Source organism: Roseburia lenta, from assembly GCF_014287435.1.
Lineage (GTDB): Bacteria > Bacillota > Clostridia > Lachnospirales > Lachnospiraceae > Pararoseburia > Pararoseburia lenta.
The window spans coordinates 150,146-166,563 of the sequence record NZ_JACOPG010000001.1 but is presented as its reverse complement, the minus strand read 5'-3'; the positions used below and the strand labels follow the sequence as shown (position 1 = coordinate 166,563).

The following is a 16,418-nucleotide window of genomic DNA, read 5'->3' as shown; positions in this document are numbered from 1 at the left end:
ATTATACAATATATGAATAAACTAGCACTGTCAGATGATATCTTAATGCAACTCGATAAGCCTGCAAGATACATCGGCAATGAACTGAACATGGTAAAGAAGGATCCCTCCAAGGTCGATATCCGTTTTGCCATGTGTTTCCCGGATGTCTATGAGATCGGTATGTCTCATCTTGGCATCCAGATCCTTTATGAAATGTTTAACAGAAGAGATGATGTTTACTGTGAGAGAGTATATTCTCCCTGGCCGGATCTGCATAAGATCATGAAAGAGGAGGATATCCCTCTTTTTGCGTTAGAAACACAAGATCCCATCAAGGATTTTGACTTTGTTGGCATCACCTTGCAGTACGAGATGTGCTATACCAATATCCTGCAGATCTTAGACCTTGCCCAGATCCCTTTGTGGCAGAAAGACCGTTCGGATCAGGATCCGATCATTTTATGCGGAGGACCTTGTACCTACAATCCGGAGCCGATTGCTGACTTTTGTGATCTGTGCTATATCGGTGAGGGCGAGATCTCTTATGATGCGCTCTTGAGTCTATATAAAGATATGAAGCATGTCGGAAACTACACCAGAGCGGAATTTCTTCGCAAGGCTGCTCAGATCCCGGGCATCTATGTGCCATCTTTGTATGAAGTGACTTATCAGGAAGACGGAACGATCGCAGCCATGACACCGCGTTTTGCGGATGTCCCGGAAAAGGTAAAGCGTCAGGTACTGGTTAATATGGATGAGGGCGCCTATCCGACCAAGCCTTTGGTTCCGTTTGTGCGTGCCACACAGGACCGCGTGGTCTTAGAGATCCAGCGTGGCTGCATCCGTGGTTGTCGTTTCTGTCAGGCAGGTATGGTCTATCGTCCCAACCGTGAAAAGAGTCTGGATCTTTTAAAGACCTATGCCAAGGAAATGTTAGACTCGACCGGACACGAGGAGATCTCTTTGAGTTCCTTGAGTTCCAGTGATTATACCCAGTTGCCGGAACTGATCAATTTCCTGATCGACGACTGCTGTGGAGATGGTGTCAATATCTCCCTGCCATCCCTGCGTATCGACGCCTTTTCTTTGGATGTCATGAGCAAGGTACAGGATGTCAGAAAGAGCAGTCTGACCTTTGCCCCGGAAGCCGGTTCCCAACGGCTCCGCAATGTCATCAATAAGGGACTGACCAAGGATGACATTTTAAACGGTGCCGGTATGGCATTTGAGGGCGGCTGGCAGAAGGTAAAACTTTACTTTATGCTTGGCCTTCCGACCGAGACCGAAGAAGATATGCGTGCCATCCCGGAACTCGCCAATGAAATTGCGGCCCGCTATTATGAGATCCCAAAGGACAAGCGCAACGGCAAGTGCCAGATCACGATGAGCACTTCCTTTTTTGTACCAAAGCCTTTTACCCCATTTCAATGGGCACCTATGTATGAAAAAGGCGAATATCTCCGCCGCGCCAAAATTGTCAACGATACGATGAAGGAGCAGTTAAACCACAAAAGCCTGCGTTATAACTGGCATGAAGCGGATGTGACGGTATTAGAGGGACTTTTTGCCAGAGGCGACCGCAGACTTGCCAAAGCCATTTACGAAGCCTATGAAGAAGGCTGTATGTTTGATGCCTGGTCGGATTATTTTGATGTCGATAAATGGCATGAGATCTTGGAGCGAAACGGTATCTCTCTTGATTTTTATGTCTATCGCCAGCGTCCTTTGGATGAAGTTCTGCCATGGGATTTTATTGATGTTGGTGTGCGCAAGGAATTTTTTGTACGCGAATGGAAGCGTGCGACCATCGATCAGGTGGTAACACCAAACTGTAAAATGCAATGCTCCGGTTGCGGTGCAGCATCATTTGGAGGAGGCATTTGTTTTGAAGGTAAGAATTAAATTTAGCAAGAGCGGCAGTATGGTCTATATCGGTCATCTGGACATCATGCGGTATTTCCAGAAAGCCATCCGCAGAAGCGGACTGCCGATCAAGTATTCCGAAGGTTTTAACCCGCATCAGATCATGTCTTTCGCGGCTCCGCTGGGCGTTGGTCTGAGCAGTTCGGGCGAATATATGGATATTGAATTAAAAGAGTTTGTGCCAAGCCAGGAAGCCTTGCAGCGTTTGCAGGCTGCTATGGTAGACGGCATGGAAGTGACGTCTTTCCGCTATTTGCCGGACAATGCGCAAAATGCCATGTCCTCCGTGAGCGCCGCCTCTTATATTTTATCCTATAAGCACCCGGAGAAGTTTCCTTATACGATTACAGAGTTGCAGGCTGCCAAAAAAGCCTTTTTTGATGATGCAGGGACCATTCCCATCATCAAAAAGACCAAAAAGGGAGAGCGCGAATTGGATCTGAAACCTTTGATCTATGACTTTACCATCTCTGAGGTCTGCAATTCCTGCGGAGACAGCGGTATTATCTTTTCGCTTTTAGTCTCCACCGGCAGTACGGATAATATCAAGCCGGAACTGGTGCTGGATCACTTTTTTAGAAGCATGGGAAAGACCGACTTAGGCAGATATGACTTCTTTATCCATAGAGAGGATATGCTGACCGGTCAGGCTCCGGACTTTGTATCTTTGGGAGAGATCGGTCATGACAAAGAATAATCGTTGCTTTATTACAGAATGGACAAGCGGGCAAAAGCAGATGGAACTTTTGCTCTATCTGGACGCGCACGATCATCCCATCGAGATCCATCCATATGATGCAAGTTCACCATCCTTGATCGGCAATATTTATGTTGCAAGGGTCGATCGGGTGATGCCCCAGATACATGCCGCCTTTTTGAAGGCAGATGACCTGACCTTCTTTTATCCTATGGAAGATACCGCTATGGAAAATATCATCTTTACCGGAAAGAACGGAAAGAAGGATGCCTTAGTGGAGGGGGATGAATTGCTCGTACAGGTCATCCGTGATGCAATCAAATCCAAGGAAATCTGCGTTTCGACCAACCTTTCCTTTTCTTCCGCGCATCTCTTGCTCACGACAGGCAACCGCTTACATGGGATCTCCAAGAAGATCTCTGGGGAAAGGCGAAAACAGATCCAGAGTGGTTTTCTGGACCGGGTTGCAGACGAAAATTTAGGGATCGTTGTGCGAACCAATGCGATGGAATGTGACGAGGATCTCTTATATGCCGAATACCGGATGCTGCAGGATAGCGTGAGTGACCTGCTTTCAAGAGCGAAGCACCTTGTCGCTGGATCACTTCTTTCGGTGTCGGGACAAAGGCATCCTTTTTTTGAGCATATAGATCGTTTTCAAAGAGAAGGTCTGACAGAGATCGTAACCGATGATCCTGTCTGGTATGACCGGTTAAAAGAAACTGATACCGAGGGCATACCGGTACGCCTGTATGCAGATCCTGCCTATTCCCTCAAACAGCTTTACGGCATAGAGCAGATGCTGACCCAGGCGCTTGCCCAAAAGGTCTATCTTTCTTCCGGTGGCTACCTTGTCATTGAGCCGACGGAGGCACTGACGGTCATTGATGTCAACAGTGGCAACAATACCAAAAAGAAAAAGAAGGATGATTATTACCTCTCCAACAATATGGAAGCTGCCAAGGAGATCGCCAGACAAGTGCGTCTGCGCAATATCAGCGGCATCATTGTGGTCGATTTTATCAATTTGAAAAATAAGGAGCAAAAAGACGCACTGACTACTTATATGAAGTCCCTCTTAAAAGAGGATTATGTCAAGGCGAATGTTGTGGATTTTACCCGCTTAGACCTTATGGAGATCACACGCGCCAAGAAATATCAGTCCTTGCAGCAAGCACTTTCATATTGTACGCAATAAAATACAAAATATCGACATAATTTCCGACAAACGATTGACGAAAGCAGATTCCTATGCTAATATATCAAGGTATGCCGCACAACGAGGTTTAAGTTGCATTTTGCACACCGTAGTTGGCGAGTAATGATAATAGGAGGTGCCATATGTACGCAATTATAGCAACAGGTGGTAAGCAGTACAAAGTATCTGAAGGCGATATCATTACCATTGAAAAGCTTGGAGTAGAAGCTGGTGAAAAGGTTACATTTGATCAGGTTCTGGCTATCAGCGATAACGGATTAAAGATTGGTAATCCGACCGTTGAAGGCGCAACTGTAGAAGCTTCTGTCGTTAAAGAAGGCAGAGGTAAAAAGGTAATCGTTTACAAGTACAAGAGAAAGACTGGCTATCACAATAAGAACGGTCATAGACAGGCGTTCACACAAGTACAGATCAATAAGATTAATGGATAATCGATAGGAATTGTTATGATTTCGATAACGATTTTCAAAGATCAGGAGCAGTATCGGGGCATCCGTTGCAGTGGACATGCAGGATTTGAACAAGCCGGCAAAGACATTGTCTGCGCGGCAGTATCCATGCTGGTGATCAATACCATCAATGGGATCGATCAATTCACAGAGGATGCATATGCTTTGGATAGCAAAGAGGACGATACCAAGACATCGAAAAAGAAAAGATTTTTTCCCGGGAAAGAGGAATCCGATAATCTGATTGATTTCCGATTTACGGAGGCCGTTTCCAAGGAATCGAACTTACTTATGGATGTTCTGGTCTTAGGCTTAACAGAGATTTATAAGCAATACGGTGATTCGTATCTTACACTAAAATTTGAGGAGGTGTAGACATGTTAAAGTTGAATCTTCAATTTTTCGCCCACAAAAAGGGAGTTGGTTCTACTAAGAACGGACGTGATTCAGAGTCTAAGAGATTAGGCGCAAAGAGAGCGGACGGACAGTTCGTTAAGGCTGGAAATATTCTTTACAGACAGCGTGGAACAAAGATTCATCCAGGTACTAACGTAGGTATCGGTGGTGATGATACATTATTTGCAACAGCAGATGGTATTCTTCGTTTCGAAAGAAAGGGCCGCGACAAGAAGCAGGCTAGTGTTTATCCAGTAGCAAGCGAAAACTAAGAACATTTTGGTAGACTCGACTATTGTTTAGCCGAGTCTACTTTGTTATATAATAGTATTTAGAAAGCGGATACTACTATATAACAAAGTAATGTATACCAAGTATTTTTTGAAAGGTGTAATCATATGTTTGCAGATCGTGCACGAATTATAATCAAATCAGGAAAAGGCGGCGACGGACATGTCAGTTTCCGTCGCGAGAAATTTGTACCAAATGGCGGTCCGGACGGCGGTGACGGTGGAAAGGGCGGCGATATCATATTTGAAGTTGACGAGGGCTTAAATACCTTGACAGACTATCGCCATCGCAGGAAATTTGCCGCACAGGCAGGCGAAGAGGGCGGTAAAAAGAACTGCCACGGTAAAAATGGAGCCGATCTTATATTAAAAGTACCGGAAGGCACCGTGATCAAGGATGCAGAGTCCGGCAAAGTCATTGCAGACATGTCCGGCGACAACAAACGCCAGATCATTTTGACCGGCGGACGTGGCGGCCTCGGCAATCAGCATTATGCGACTTCCACCATGCAGGCGCCAAAGTATGCCCAGCCGGGTGGCGAATCCATTGAGATCGAGGTACAACTGGAGTTGAAGGTCATTGCTGATGTCGGACTGGTCGGATTTCCAAATGTCGGCAAATCCACCTTCCTTTCCCGCGTGACAAATGCCAAGCCAAAGATCGCAAATTACCACTTTACTACCTTAAATCCAAACCTTGGTGTGGTAGATTTAGATGGCAACGGCTTTGTGATCGCGGATATTCCGGGATTGATCGAGGGTGCCTCTGAAGGCATTGGTCTGGGGCATGAATTCTTACGTCACATTGAGCGTACCAAGGTTATCATCCATATGGTAGACGGTGCTTCTGTTGAGGGTAGGGATCCTCTTGAGGACATCAAGGCGATCAATAAGGAATTAGAGGCCTATGATCCGGCGATCTTGGAAAAGCCACAGGTGATCGCAGCCAACAAGATGGATGTCTGCATGGAAGGCAGTGAGGAGATCATCGAAAAACTCCGCAAGGAATTTGAACCAAAGGGCATCGAAGTCTTTTCCATTTCCGCCGTCAGCGGGCAGGGTGTAAAGGAACTTTTGTATCACGTACAGGAACTCTTAAAGACTTGTCCGGAGGAAGTGACCGTCTATGAGCCTGAATTTGATCCGGCGCTGCGTTTCTTTAGCGAAGAACCGTTTACCGTTGAAGTCAACGAAGAAGGCGAATATGTGGTAGAGGGACCTCGTATCGAGAAGATGCTGGGCTATACCAATATTGATTCCGAAAAGGGATTCCTTTTCTTCCAGCGTTTCTTGAAAGAGCAGGGCATTTTAAAGCAATTAGAGGAACTTGGCATTGAGGAAGGCGATACTGTTCGCATGTATGGTCTGATGTTCGATTATTATAAGTAAGGAGCAAAAGAATGATGAATAACAAACAAAGAGCCTATTTATCAGGTTTGGCAAGCAAAATGACACCGATTTTACAGATTGGAAAATCTTCTCTGACACCGGAGATCATTACTGCCGTAGATGAAGCCTTAGAAGCAAGAGAACTGATCAAGATATCCGTGCTCAAGAATTGTTTTGATGATCCAAGAGCCATTGCAGAGACCATGGCAGAGCGTACCCACAGCCAGGTAGTCCGTGTGATCGGTAGAAAGATCGTTCTTTACCGTGCGGCGAAAAAGCCAAAGATCGAACTTCCAAAATAAAAAAAGGTTGCTTGCTGTGAAAAAAATTGGAATTTTAGGTGGGACCTTCAATCCCATTCACGAAGGACATTTGAATATTGCAAGATGTGCCAGAGATTTTCTTTCCCTGGATGAAGTCTGGTTTTTGCCGGCGGGAACACCGCCACACAAGGATGTTGCAGAACATGTGTCTGCCTGGCACCGTAAGAATATGGTAAATGCTGCGATCGCGTCTGAACGGGCATTTTTGCTCTGTGATATTGAATTAGAAAAAAAGACACCGTGTTATTCCTGGGAGACCTTGGAAGAATTACATGCGCAGTATGGTCAAAATGCAGATTTTTATTTTATCATTGGCGAAGATTCTTTTGCCATGTTCGATCAATGGGTGCATCCGGAGCGCATCTGTGCCGTCTGTAAAATTGTCGTCGCCAAACGTCCACTGGATAAGGCTGCTATCAAAAAAGCCCATCCAATGGCATTTAACGAGCGTATAGAGACATATCGGCAGAAATTCTCGACGGAATTTATTGAGATGCCGGTAGAGGTGATGGATATTTCTTCTTCCTATATCCGCAAATGTCTGCAAGCAGGGGAAATGGAAACGAATTTATCCATGCTACCGGATGCGGTGCTTTCTTATATTGCTGAGCATCAATTATATCAGGCAGACTATCCGCTTTCTTTGATCGATACTTTACAAAAAAAGGTCAAAAGGGAGTTAAAACCGGAACGTTTTGAACATACCTTGGGAGTCATGTATACGGCAGGCAATCTGGCATCCGTCCATGGCTATCCGCAGATAAAGGCCATGGTTGCCGGTTTGCTGCATGATTGTGCTAAATGTCTCAGCGACGAAAAGCGATTAGACATCTGTCATAAGCAAAAAATTACGGTTACAGATATCGAGAACCGGCATCCGCATTTATTACACGGAAAAGTCGGTGCTTACCTTGCAAAAAAGAAATATGATATTACAGATCCACAGGTCCTGCATGCAATTGCTGTGCATACGACCGGCTGTCCGGATATGAATCTTCTGGATAAGATCATTTATATTGCGGATTATATAGAGCCGCACCGTGACAAAGCGCCACATTTGGAAGAGATACGCCGTAAATCTTTTGCAGATATCGATGCCGGACTTTTTATGATCTTGGAGGATTCTGTCCAATATTTAAGTCAGAGTCCATCCGATATGGATCCGATGACTTTAGAAACATATGAATACTATAAAAACTTGCAAAAATAAAAAAAGGAGCAAAATTTATGGAAATCAAGGAAATGGTGAAATTGGTATGTCATGCTTTGGACGAAAAGAAAGCAGAAGACATCAAAGTAATTGATATTAAGGGACTTTCCGTTATGGCTGACTACTTTATCGTTGCCAGTGGCGGAAGTCAGAACCAGTTGCTTGCTATGCAAAATGAAGTAGACAAGGAAATGTATGAGCATGGGATCCACGCAAAGCAGGTTGAAGGAAATCGTTCTTCTACCTGGATCCTGATGGACTACGAAGATGTGATCGTGCATCTGTTTTCACAGGATGACCGGCTTTTCTATAATTTGGAAAAGATCTGGCAGGATGGACGTGTTCTCTCTGCAGAAGAACTGGATAATTTATAAAATGATAAGTCGTAAGGTATAAGAAAACGCAAGGATCCGATCATAGATCCTTGCGTTTATAATTTACGGCATTTGCTGCCTGACGCTTGTGTTCATCCTCCATGGCAGCATAATAATCAATGGTGGTATTGATATTTTCATGCCCTAAAACATCGGCTACCAGACGGATATCGCCTGTCTCACGGTAAAGGGCTGTGCCATAGGTACTGCGCAGTTTGTGCGGTGTGATCTTTTTGTTGGGCACCGCCATCTGTGCATAACGCTTTACCAGACGTTCGATGGAATCTACGCTCATGCGCCGTCCTTGGATAGAGTAGAAGAGGGCAGGAGCATCCGCCTCATATGGCGTGATCAGGGCGCGTTCCGAACAGATATAGTCATCTAAGACCTGATGGATTTCATCACTAAAATACAAGACATCCTGCCCACCACCTTTGCGGACAATGGTCATAGAATTGACATTAAAATCCAGATCGTTTAAATCCAGACCACGACATTCCGAAACACGGATGCCGGTGCCAAGCATAAGGGTCATGATAGCAAGATCTCTTTTCTGGGTCTTGGCGGCATATTTTCTTTGTCTTTCGGTCATAGGCACGCCGGCATTATTTTCAATGACATTTAAAAGTGCCTGCACCTCATAATTGTTCATGCGGACAATGTTTTTATCCTTTTTTAACTTTGGCAATTTGACCAGTATCATCGGATTATCTGAAATATTCTTGCGTTCATAATGATACTGAAATAAACCTCGCAAAGGCGACATTTTCCGTGCGATGGCTTTCTTACCGTTTTCATGCATTTCACCATCTAAATTTAACTCCAGATAACGTTGGTATTCCACAATATCTTCTGATTGTAAGTGATCCAGGACGGACAAAGGGATTTCTGTCAAAGAAAGATCCTTTAAAGTTGAATTATGCGTCTGTAAAAAGCGAAAAAACGTCAGCAGATCGTAACAATAAGATATCAAGGTGCTGGGCTGTGTGGTAAGTTCTTTACTGTAGATATAATCTGCAGCCAAACTCGGCAACTGGTCGATAAGACCGCGCAGTTTGACTTTCTGTGATCTTGTTTTTGATTTGTAATAAGCAGAATCTTTTCCCATAATAAATCCTCATCCATATATAAAAACATTAGGAACTCATAAGAAAACGCATAGCATGCATAAAAGTCTTTGGGTGCGTTTCTATATATAAGTATATCATCTTCTGTCTTTTGGCACAACATCTTTCGGAAAAACAGATATTTATCCGCACGATACATTTTCAAACAAATACTGCTATGTCACCTATTTATTCTCATTCAAATTTATAATCATAGATACCATAGCAGTTTCTTATACATCCGAAGAAAACTTGATTGCCCTTCATCGGATCATAATTGTTGTATTACCTTATACCGATCAGATCGATGCCTGTCAGCCGGCATCCACAGCAAAGTCTGCCATGCGGGCAATGATGCGCTGGCGAACCAGTTTGGCAATTTCCGGTGTCTTCATATCTTTATACTCGTCATAATAGATGGCTGGTAAAAAAACAACCTTGGTCGTAACTGTTCCAAATTCCAAACTGTTGAAAGGCTTGTAGGAATCGATCAATGCAACCGGTACGATCGGTGTTTTGGAACGAACCGCACATTTAAAACTTCCCGGCTTAAATTGCTGTACCTTGTTGCGATTCCTATCATAACCACCTTCTGAAAACAGGATGTATTTCTTGCCCTGCTTGACTTCCTCTGTGATCTCATTGATAACGGTAAGATTTTGTCTGACATTATCCAGTTCCAGACGCTTGGCACCCAACATATCGACCAGTTCCTTGACCAAAAAGGAATTGGACTTTGCCTTGTCCATAACAAAGGAACAGGGCTGCTTGTGAGCATATATAATCCCTAATGCATCATACTTGCCCTGGTGGTTGGGATACATCACATAACCGCCCTCTAAAGGTAAATTCTCGGTGCCATAGACTTCCGTCTTGATCTTGCCGGAAGATTTCATGTAATTGATCAGTTTCTGTGCAAATGCATAACGTACCTGCTCGGAATAACGCTCCGGATGATGGAACATCTTTCGCATCTTGGGAATCAGATATGGTCCACGCTTTACATTGGCAAGTACTACTAAAATAAATCGTAACATAAATTCAATTTCTCCCTCTATCCTGTAGGTAAATATAATTTAACTACAATCTATATTATACTGGTAATAGTGGGAAAAGACAAGCAAACTACTGTACTTGTGCGGAATAATAAGGTATCGTCAGATACTCTCCTGCATGAATGTCATCCCCGGAGATATGGTTGATCTGCTTCACCTCATCAATATAATCGGTATAAGATGCGTAAGAGTCTACATCAGAGTACTCCTTGGCGATAGACCAAAGGGAATCCCCATCCTCTACCTGGACGCTGGTATAATACTTGTACATATTGTGGTCTTGCTTGGCATTGGATGTCATAGCAAAGGCACAGATAACGGTAACCATAATAGCGATTGCCATCAACAAATAAAATAAAATACACTGCTTTTGCTGGATTCTCTTTGTCATATCTCTCATCCTCTTTCTCAAAATGTATCAGAACGAACCTTTGTTCTGGTATTAGAATACAACGCGAACAGATGTTTGTCAAGAAGTTTTTCGAACAAATTTTCGGAATGTATGTTTGCTTTTTATACTTTCCTATGCTATAATCTGAATAAATCATTTATCTATTTGTTTACGAAGGGAGCTTTCTATGGAATACGGACGCATTACACCAAAGCAGCGTGAAATCTTAGAATACATCAAGCAGGAGATCTTAAATAGAGGCTATCCGCCTACCGTCAGAGAGTTATGCGATGCAGTACATTTAAAGTCTACATCTTCTATCCACTCTCATCTGGAATCCCTGGAGAAAAACGGCTATATCCGCAGAGACCCGTCCAAGCCGCGTGCGATCGAGATCGTGGATGACAGTTTTAATCTGACCCGGCGTGAGATGGTCAACGTTCCGATCATCGGTTCTATTGCCGCAGGTCAGCCGCTATTAGCCATTCAGAATATCGAAAATTATTTCCCGATCCCTGCAGAATACATGCCAAATCAGGATACCTTTATGCTCCGTGTCAAGGGCGAAAGCATGATCAATGCCGGTATCTGTGATGGTGATGTGATCATTGTCAAGCAGCAGAATACGGCTTCCAACGGTGATATGGTCGCTGCCCTGGTGGATGATTCTGCTACGGTAAAGACTTTCTATAAAGAAGACGGACACATACGCCTGCAGCCGGAAAACGACAACATGGATCCGATCATCGTCCCGGATTGCCAGATCCTCGGCGTTGTATTTGGTGTCTTCCGCTTCTTCTGATTTTTGCATGGCATATTTATTTACAGGGCTTTGCCCGTTTTCCTGTACCAGGAATTATATAAAAGCATAAAACGGACATTGCCTTGTCATGTAGGATTTCCATACAGACCAAGCGGTGTCCGTTTTCTTTTAAAACATCTGTATTCTTTTTTAGATTAGCCTTCTATTCCGGCAATATCTCCAGTAAATATTTGAAATAATCCGGTAATGGCGCCTCGACCTCCAGATATTCCCCGCTGGTTGGATGCACAAAGCCAATGACCGCGGCATGCAGTGTCTGTCCCTGTAATTTGTAAGGACACTTCTTTGGACCATATAGGACGTCTCCCAATAAAGGATGTCCAATGGACGCCATATGCACACGGATCTGATGTGTCCGACCGGTTTCTAACTTAAATTCCATATAGGAATAATCTTTAAAACGCTTGAGCAGGCGGTAATGTGTAATGGCATCTTTACCATTCTTCTCATTGATCGCCATTTTCTTTCGATCATTAGGATTGCGCCCGATCGGTGCGTGTACCAGTCCCTCATCCTCTGCCGGATGACCGATCACGATTCCCCGATAAATACGGTTGATCGAATGTACCTTGATCTGTTCTGCGATCTTGATATGCGCCTGATCATTCTTACATACGATCAGAGATCCGGTCGTATCCTGATCGATTCGGTGGACAATGCCCGGACGGATCTCTCCATTGATGCCGGACAGCGACTCCTTACAGTGATACATAATGGCATTAACCAGTGTACCATCGGGATGCCCCGGTGCCGGATGCACGACCATGCCCTTTGGCTTATTGACGATCAGAAGGTCTTTATCTTCATATAAGATATCCAAAGGGATATCCTGTGGCTGGATGGATGCTTCTACCGGTTCCGGTACAAATAAAGCGATCGTATCTCCTTTGTTGATGCGATAATTTGCCTTGCAGGCTTTCCCTTGGACAAGGACATTGCCGTCTTTGATCCATTTTTGTATGGCACTTCTGGAAACATCCGGCTGACACTTACATAAAAATTGATCGATGCGCATGCCCTGGTCCTGCTCTGTCACATGATACTCTGCCATAACTACTTGCGCTCCTTTTTCCTGCCAAGTGCTGCCGCAGAGATCTCATCAAACTCCTTGTCCGAATAGACAAAGAGGATCAAAAAGAAGAGGCAGATCACCCCACAGGTCACATAGATATCCGCTACATTAAAGACCGGAAAATTGATCAGTGAAAAATAAATAAAGTCAATCACATAGTGATAAGAGATCCGATCGATAAAATTGCCAATGGCTCCGGCTAATAAAAAGACCAGGATCAGACGCAGAGAGCCATATTCTTTTTTATCCGGCAATTTGATAAAAAGACAGATCATCAGAGCACATAAGATCGGCGTAATGATGCAAAAGAAGATTGTCTTATTCTCCATAATGGAAAAGGCTGCTCCCGTATTTTCCAGATAATGTAACTGCAATACGCCGGGGATCAATATGATATTCCCCTGATCCATCAGATGACTGACTGCCAACTGCTTGGTCCACTGATCAAGAAATACCAAAATTGCAAAGCCGATGAGTGCCAAAATATATTTTTTCGCAAGTGATCTTTTCATCCTGTTACCTCATTCATCTGTAAGCAGAACCTGAATGCCCTCTAATAATTCCTGATCACTAAAGGTCATGTCGATAGCAGCCTGCCCGATTTTTTCCAATACAATAAATTTGATCTTATCGCCCACCATCTTTTTATCGGACTTGGTGTTGGCAAGGATCTCCCCTGCATCATAGTCGGATACACTGACCGGCAGATCAAAGCCTTGAATCATCGCCAAAATATCCTCATACTGGTCTTTTGTGATATGTCCCCGTTTGAAAGACAGATATGCTCCACTGTGCATACCGATTGCCACGCATTGCCCATGATACAAAGAAAAATCAGACATCTTTTCAATGGCATGTCCTATGGTATGGCCAAAATTCAAATAGGCACGTATGCCCTGTTCCTTTGGATCAGTCTCAACCACATTCTTCTTGATCAGACAAGAACCGTAGACCATTTCTTCCAGAATATCCTCATCATGCGCCTGGATGGCAGCCTGATGATCTTTGAGCCACTGATAATAAGATGCATCCCGGATCAGTCCATGTTTGATGATCTCTCCCATCCCGGAAGCAAATTGTAAGTTTGGCAGAGACAAAAGACTATGGATGTTGATATAGACCATACGCGGCATATAAAAGGCACCGACCATATTTTTATATTGTAAAAAGTCTACACCGGTCTTACCTCCGATACTGCTGTCAACCTGCGAAAGCAGGGTCGTTGGCATCTGGATAAAATCAATACCACGTAAATAGGTAGCGGCTGCAAATCCGGTCAGGTCACCGACAACACCACCGCCCAAAGCCAGAAGCAAATCCTTGCGATCAAAGTGGCGTTTTATTAAATATTCATATAATTTCTCTACTGTAGCCATGTTTTTAGAGGATTCGCCAGCATCAAATACAAAGTATTCGACGACTGGAAATGCATTTTTGCAGATCTCTGTCACTTCATTTAAGTATAGTTTTGCCACGTTAGTGTCTGTGACAATGCATATTTTCCGATCTCTGGCAATGCCTTCCTGCTCTAACGCATCCAAAAATCCGTCAAAAGAATGGTTTAAAATGATCTTATAGCAGGGTTTCTCCTGATAATTTACCTGAACCTGTCGTGCCATATCTGTCTCTCCTTTTTATACATACCAGGCATACCTTATATGCAGTCTGCCCTTTTTTGTTGTATTTAAAAATGCCTCGAAACGTAACTTGCCATGACCACGCAGGGAAACGACATCTCCCTCTGCTAAACCCTGATTATGATTCGTCACAAGTGCGCCGTTAATAAAGACATTCTCTCCCAGGATAAATTGTGCTGCCTGCGCCCGGGACAATTTGCATGCCTGTGCCACAAAAGCATCCAGACGATTGGAGGCAATAAAGCCCTCTTCTGTACGGTACTGCATCTCAATATGCAGATCCACAGGCTTTACGCGCTGGGTCATGACCTGGGTATGTTTGATCTTGTATAGTTCCTTTGCGATAAAATCAGCCATCTTCTCTACACAGAAAATATAAGCCGACTTGTCCTTTATAAGGATATCTCCGATCAAAGACCGGTCGATACCCAAGTGCATCAAAGCCCCTAATATATCCCTATGGGACAGATCCTCGGAAAAACGATGGTTGAGTGGCTCTACCTGCACGCAGGAAATCGGATATTCCCAATTATAATAAAGAGCATCAGGCTGGAATGCTACCATCTGACGCTCTGCTTCCTGATAACCTCCATATAATGAGAACCCGGTATAAAAAAGGTTCTCATTCTGATGTAAAAGGTTAATTTCATACATATTGAGGAAATTACTAAATAATACGATCCCTTTTCGGTCTGCCTGATTGGCGAGATCTAAAAAGCGATGTAGGATCTCATCCGGATTGTCACATTTACTCATGATCTAAAATCCTGTCTGAATGCCGGAAAAATCAAAGGCATCCACGATTCCCTGCAGATCACCCGAAATATCAACGGCTGCCGGGGTAATGATAAAGATATAATTGCTTACCTTTTGCAGGTTGCCATCGATCGCATAGCAGCATCCTGAGGTAAAGTCAATGATACGCTGGGCAAGTCCAAGATCCAGACCTTCCATATTTAAGATCACGGTACGATCTGCCAATAATGTTTCGGATATCTCTCTTGCATCTTCAAATGAAGACGGCTTTATAACACATACTTCCATATTTGTACTATTACCCTTTCTACTAGCGCGCATTGGTGTGATCTTTGACGAAGCCTTGGCTGCCGGTTTCTCCTTGACACTTGGTGTCGGCTTTGCCTTGACTACACGAGGCTGCTCATCTTCTTCCTCATCCTCGTCATCGTCTTTCTTGCCGAACAGATGGAAGATAGAATGATCATCGTAATCATCGTAATCATCATAATCGTCGTCATCATACATCTCATCATCGTCGTAGTAATCGTCTTCATCTTCGCCTAATTTCATCACATCAAGCATACGATCAAAAAAAGCCATGATTTATCTCTCCTTAACTAATATCCTTTAGGTGTTTTGATAATTTCTTTTGCCAAAGATTCCTGTCCCGACGCGCACCATGGTCGCTCCCTCTTCGATCGCAACTTCAAAGTCACCCGTCATTCCCATAGACAGAATATCCATAGATACATTATCAATGTTTTGTTTTGCTATGTCAACAGATAACTCCTTTATTTTGCGAAAATAAGGACGATTTTCCTCGGCCTCTACAACATATGGTGCTATTGTCATGAGACCCTTGATCTCGATCGCATCCAGTGTTGCGATCTGTCTGACTAATTCCATGGCATCTTCTCTGGTAACACCAAACTTGCTTTCTTCTTCTGCGATGTTGACCTCTACCAGGATCGGTACGACAATACCCTTTTTCTTTGCCTGGATATTGATTTCTTCCGCCAAGCGGAAACTGTCAACCGAATGGATCAGGGCAACATTGCCAACGATATATTTGACCTTGTTACGCTGCAAATGGCCGATCATATGCCACTTGATGTCCTGTGGCATAACTTCCATCTTTGCACACAATTCCTGTACTTTATTTTCGCCAAAATCACGTTTGCCGGCATCATAGATCTCCTGTAAGTCTTCTACCGGTTTGGTCTTGCTTACAGCGATCAGTGTAACCTCACTCACATCGCGTCCGGCTCTTTTACATGCTGCCTCAACGCGTCCTTCAACTTCTCTTAGATTTTCTTTTAACATGCCTTTCCTCCTCAAAATAAA

At 43.8% G+C, this 16,418-nt stretch carries 20 protein-coding genes; 11 read left to right on the top strand and 9 right to left on the bottom strand.

What is annotated here, in order from left to right:
• Nucleotides 1–12: 12 nt before the first annotated feature.
• From H8R94_RS00815 to rsfS, 10 genes are all read left to right on the top strand, one after another.
• A complete protein-coding gene (locus H8R94_RS00815; RefSeq protein ID WP_186853602.1) occupies nt 13–1,884 on the top strand; it encodes a TIGR03960 family B12-binding radical SAM protein in 1,872 nt (623 codons plus the stop codon).
• On the top strand, nt 1,868–2,602 hold the full coding sequence (locus tag H8R94_RS00810; RefSeq protein ID WP_178009413.1) for a TIGR03936 family radical SAM-associated protein: 735 nt from the start codon (nt 1,868–1,870) through the stop codon (nt 2,600–2,602). The genes H8R94_RS00815 and H8R94_RS00810 overlap by 17 nt, the downstream gene beginning before the upstream one ends.
• Nucleotides 2,589–3,800, top strand: a complete 1,212-nt coding sequence (locus tag H8R94_RS00805; RefSeq protein ID WP_186853601.1) for a ribonuclease E/G — start codon at nt 2,589–2,591, stop codon at nt 3,798–3,800. Before H8R94_RS00810 ends, H8R94_RS00805 begins: the two co-directional genes overlap by 14 nt.
• A gap of 143 nt (nt 3,801–3,943) precedes the next feature.
• Nucleotides 3,944–4,252 carry a 50S ribosomal protein L21 gene (gene rplU / locus H8R94_RS00800; protein WP_118281199.1) on the top strand — a complete coding sequence of 103 codons (309 nt, stop codon included), beginning with the start codon at nt 3,944–3,946 and terminating at the stop codon, nt 4,250–4,252.
• 15 nt (nt 4,253–4,267) lie between these two features.
• Nucleotides 4,268–4,645 (top strand): ribosomal-processing cysteine protease Prp, encoded by a 378-nt coding sequence (locus H8R94_RS00795; RefSeq protein WP_186853600.1) that lies wholly within the window; start codon nt 4,268–4,270, stop codon nt 4,643–4,645.
• Between the two features lie 2 nt (nt 4,646–4,647).
• Nucleotides 4,648–4,938, top strand: coding sequence for a 50S ribosomal protein L27 (rpmA, locus tag H8R94_RS00790; protein ID WP_118281201.1), 291 nt, complete (start codon nt 4,648–4,650; stop codon nt 4,936–4,938).
• 126 nt (nt 4,939–5,064) lie between these two features.
• Nucleotides 5,065–6,345 carry a GTPase ObgE gene (gene obgE / locus H8R94_RS00785; RefSeq protein WP_118534789.1) on the top strand — a complete coding sequence of 427 codons (1,281 nt, stop codon included), beginning with the start codon at nt 5,065–5,067 and terminating at the stop codon, nt 6,343–6,345.
• A gap of 14 nt (nt 6,346–6,359) precedes the next feature.
• A complete protein-coding gene (yhbY, locus tag H8R94_RS00780; protein WP_118281372.1) occupies nt 6,360–6,647 on the top strand; it encodes a ribosome assembly RNA-binding protein YhbY in 288 nt (95 codons plus the stop codon).
• Between the two features lie 16 nt (nt 6,648–6,663).
• Nucleotides 6,664–7,878, top strand: a complete 1,215-nt coding sequence (nadD, locus tag H8R94_RS12315) for a nicotinate-nucleotide adenylyltransferase (protein ID WP_330592947.1) — start codon at nt 6,664–6,666, stop codon at nt 7,876–7,878.
• A gap of 17 nt (nt 7,879–7,895) precedes the next feature.
• Complete coding sequence (rsfS, locus tag H8R94_RS00770) at nt 7,896–8,252, top strand: ribosome silencing factor (protein WP_118281204.1); 357 nt, start codon at nt 7,896–7,898, stop codon at nt 8,250–8,252.
• 40 nt (nt 8,253–8,292) lie between these two features.
• Here rsfS and H8R94_RS00765 read toward each other — a convergent pair whose 3' ends face one another.
• The 3 genes from H8R94_RS00765 to yneA form a co-directional block, all read right to left on the bottom strand.
• A complete protein-coding gene (locus H8R94_RS00765) occupies nt 8,293–9,360 on the bottom strand; it encodes a tyrosine-type recombinase/integrase (RefSeq protein WP_118281205.1) in 1,068 nt (355 codons plus the stop codon).
• 312 nt (nt 9,361–9,672) lie between these two features.
• On the bottom strand, nt 9,673–10,395 hold the full coding sequence (locus tag H8R94_RS00760; protein WP_118281206.1) for a lysophospholipid acyltransferase family protein: 723 nt from the start codon (nt 10,393–10,395) through the stop codon (nt 9,673–9,675).
• Between the two features lie 88 nt (nt 10,396–10,483).
• Nucleotides 10,484–10,804 (bottom strand): cell division suppressor protein YneA, encoded by a 321-nt coding sequence (gene yneA, locus H8R94_RS00755; RefSeq protein ID WP_158573032.1) that lies wholly within the window; start codon nt 10,802–10,804, stop codon nt 10,484–10,486.
• A gap of 187 nt (nt 10,805–10,991) precedes the next feature.
• Here yneA and lexA point away from each other — a divergent pair, with 187 nt between their 5' ends.
• Nucleotides 10,992–11,606, top strand: coding sequence for a transcriptional repressor LexA (lexA, locus tag H8R94_RS00750; RefSeq protein WP_118281208.1), 615 nt, complete (start codon nt 10,992–10,994; stop codon nt 11,604–11,606).
• Between the two features lie 163 nt (nt 11,607–11,769).
• Here the strand turns inward: lexA and H8R94_RS00745 are convergent, their stop codons facing one another.
• The 6 genes from H8R94_RS00745 to H8R94_RS00720 are packed head-to-tail and all read right to left on the bottom strand — an operon-like array spanning nt 11,770 to nt 16,397.
• Nucleotides 11,770–12,678: an RluA family pseudouridine synthase gene (locus tag H8R94_RS00745; protein WP_186853599.1), complete on the bottom strand. Its 909-nt coding sequence runs from the start codon at nt 12,676–12,678 to the stop codon at nt 11,770–11,772.
• Between the two features lie 2 nt (nt 12,679–12,680).
• A complete protein-coding gene (gene lspA, locus H8R94_RS00740) occupies nt 12,681–13,211 on the bottom strand; it encodes a signal peptidase II (RefSeq protein ID WP_178009268.1) in 531 nt (176 codons plus the stop codon).
• Nucleotides 13,212–13,220: 9 nt separating this feature from the next.
• On the bottom strand, nt 13,221–14,318 hold the full coding sequence (gene aroB, locus H8R94_RS00735) for a 3-dehydroquinate synthase (protein WP_118534794.1): 1,098 nt from the start codon (nt 14,316–14,318) through the stop codon (nt 13,221–13,223).
• A gap of 15 nt (nt 14,319–14,333) precedes the next feature.
• Nucleotides 14,334–15,092, bottom strand: a complete 759-nt coding sequence (locus tag H8R94_RS00730) for a YlmH family RNA-binding protein (RefSeq protein WP_186853598.1) — start codon at nt 15,090–15,092, stop codon at nt 14,334–14,336.
• Between the two features lie 3 nt (nt 15,093–15,095).
• Nucleotides 15,096–15,674 (bottom strand): cell division protein SepF, encoded by a 579-nt coding sequence (locus H8R94_RS00725; protein ID WP_186853597.1) that lies wholly within the window; start codon nt 15,672–15,674, stop codon nt 15,096–15,098.
• 27 nt (nt 15,675–15,701) lie between these two features.
• Nucleotides 15,702–16,397, bottom strand: a complete 696-nt coding sequence (locus H8R94_RS00720) for a YggS family pyridoxal phosphate-dependent enzyme (protein ID WP_118281214.1) — start codon at nt 16,395–16,397, stop codon at nt 15,702–15,704.
• Nucleotides 16,398–16,418: the final 21 nt, after the last annotated feature.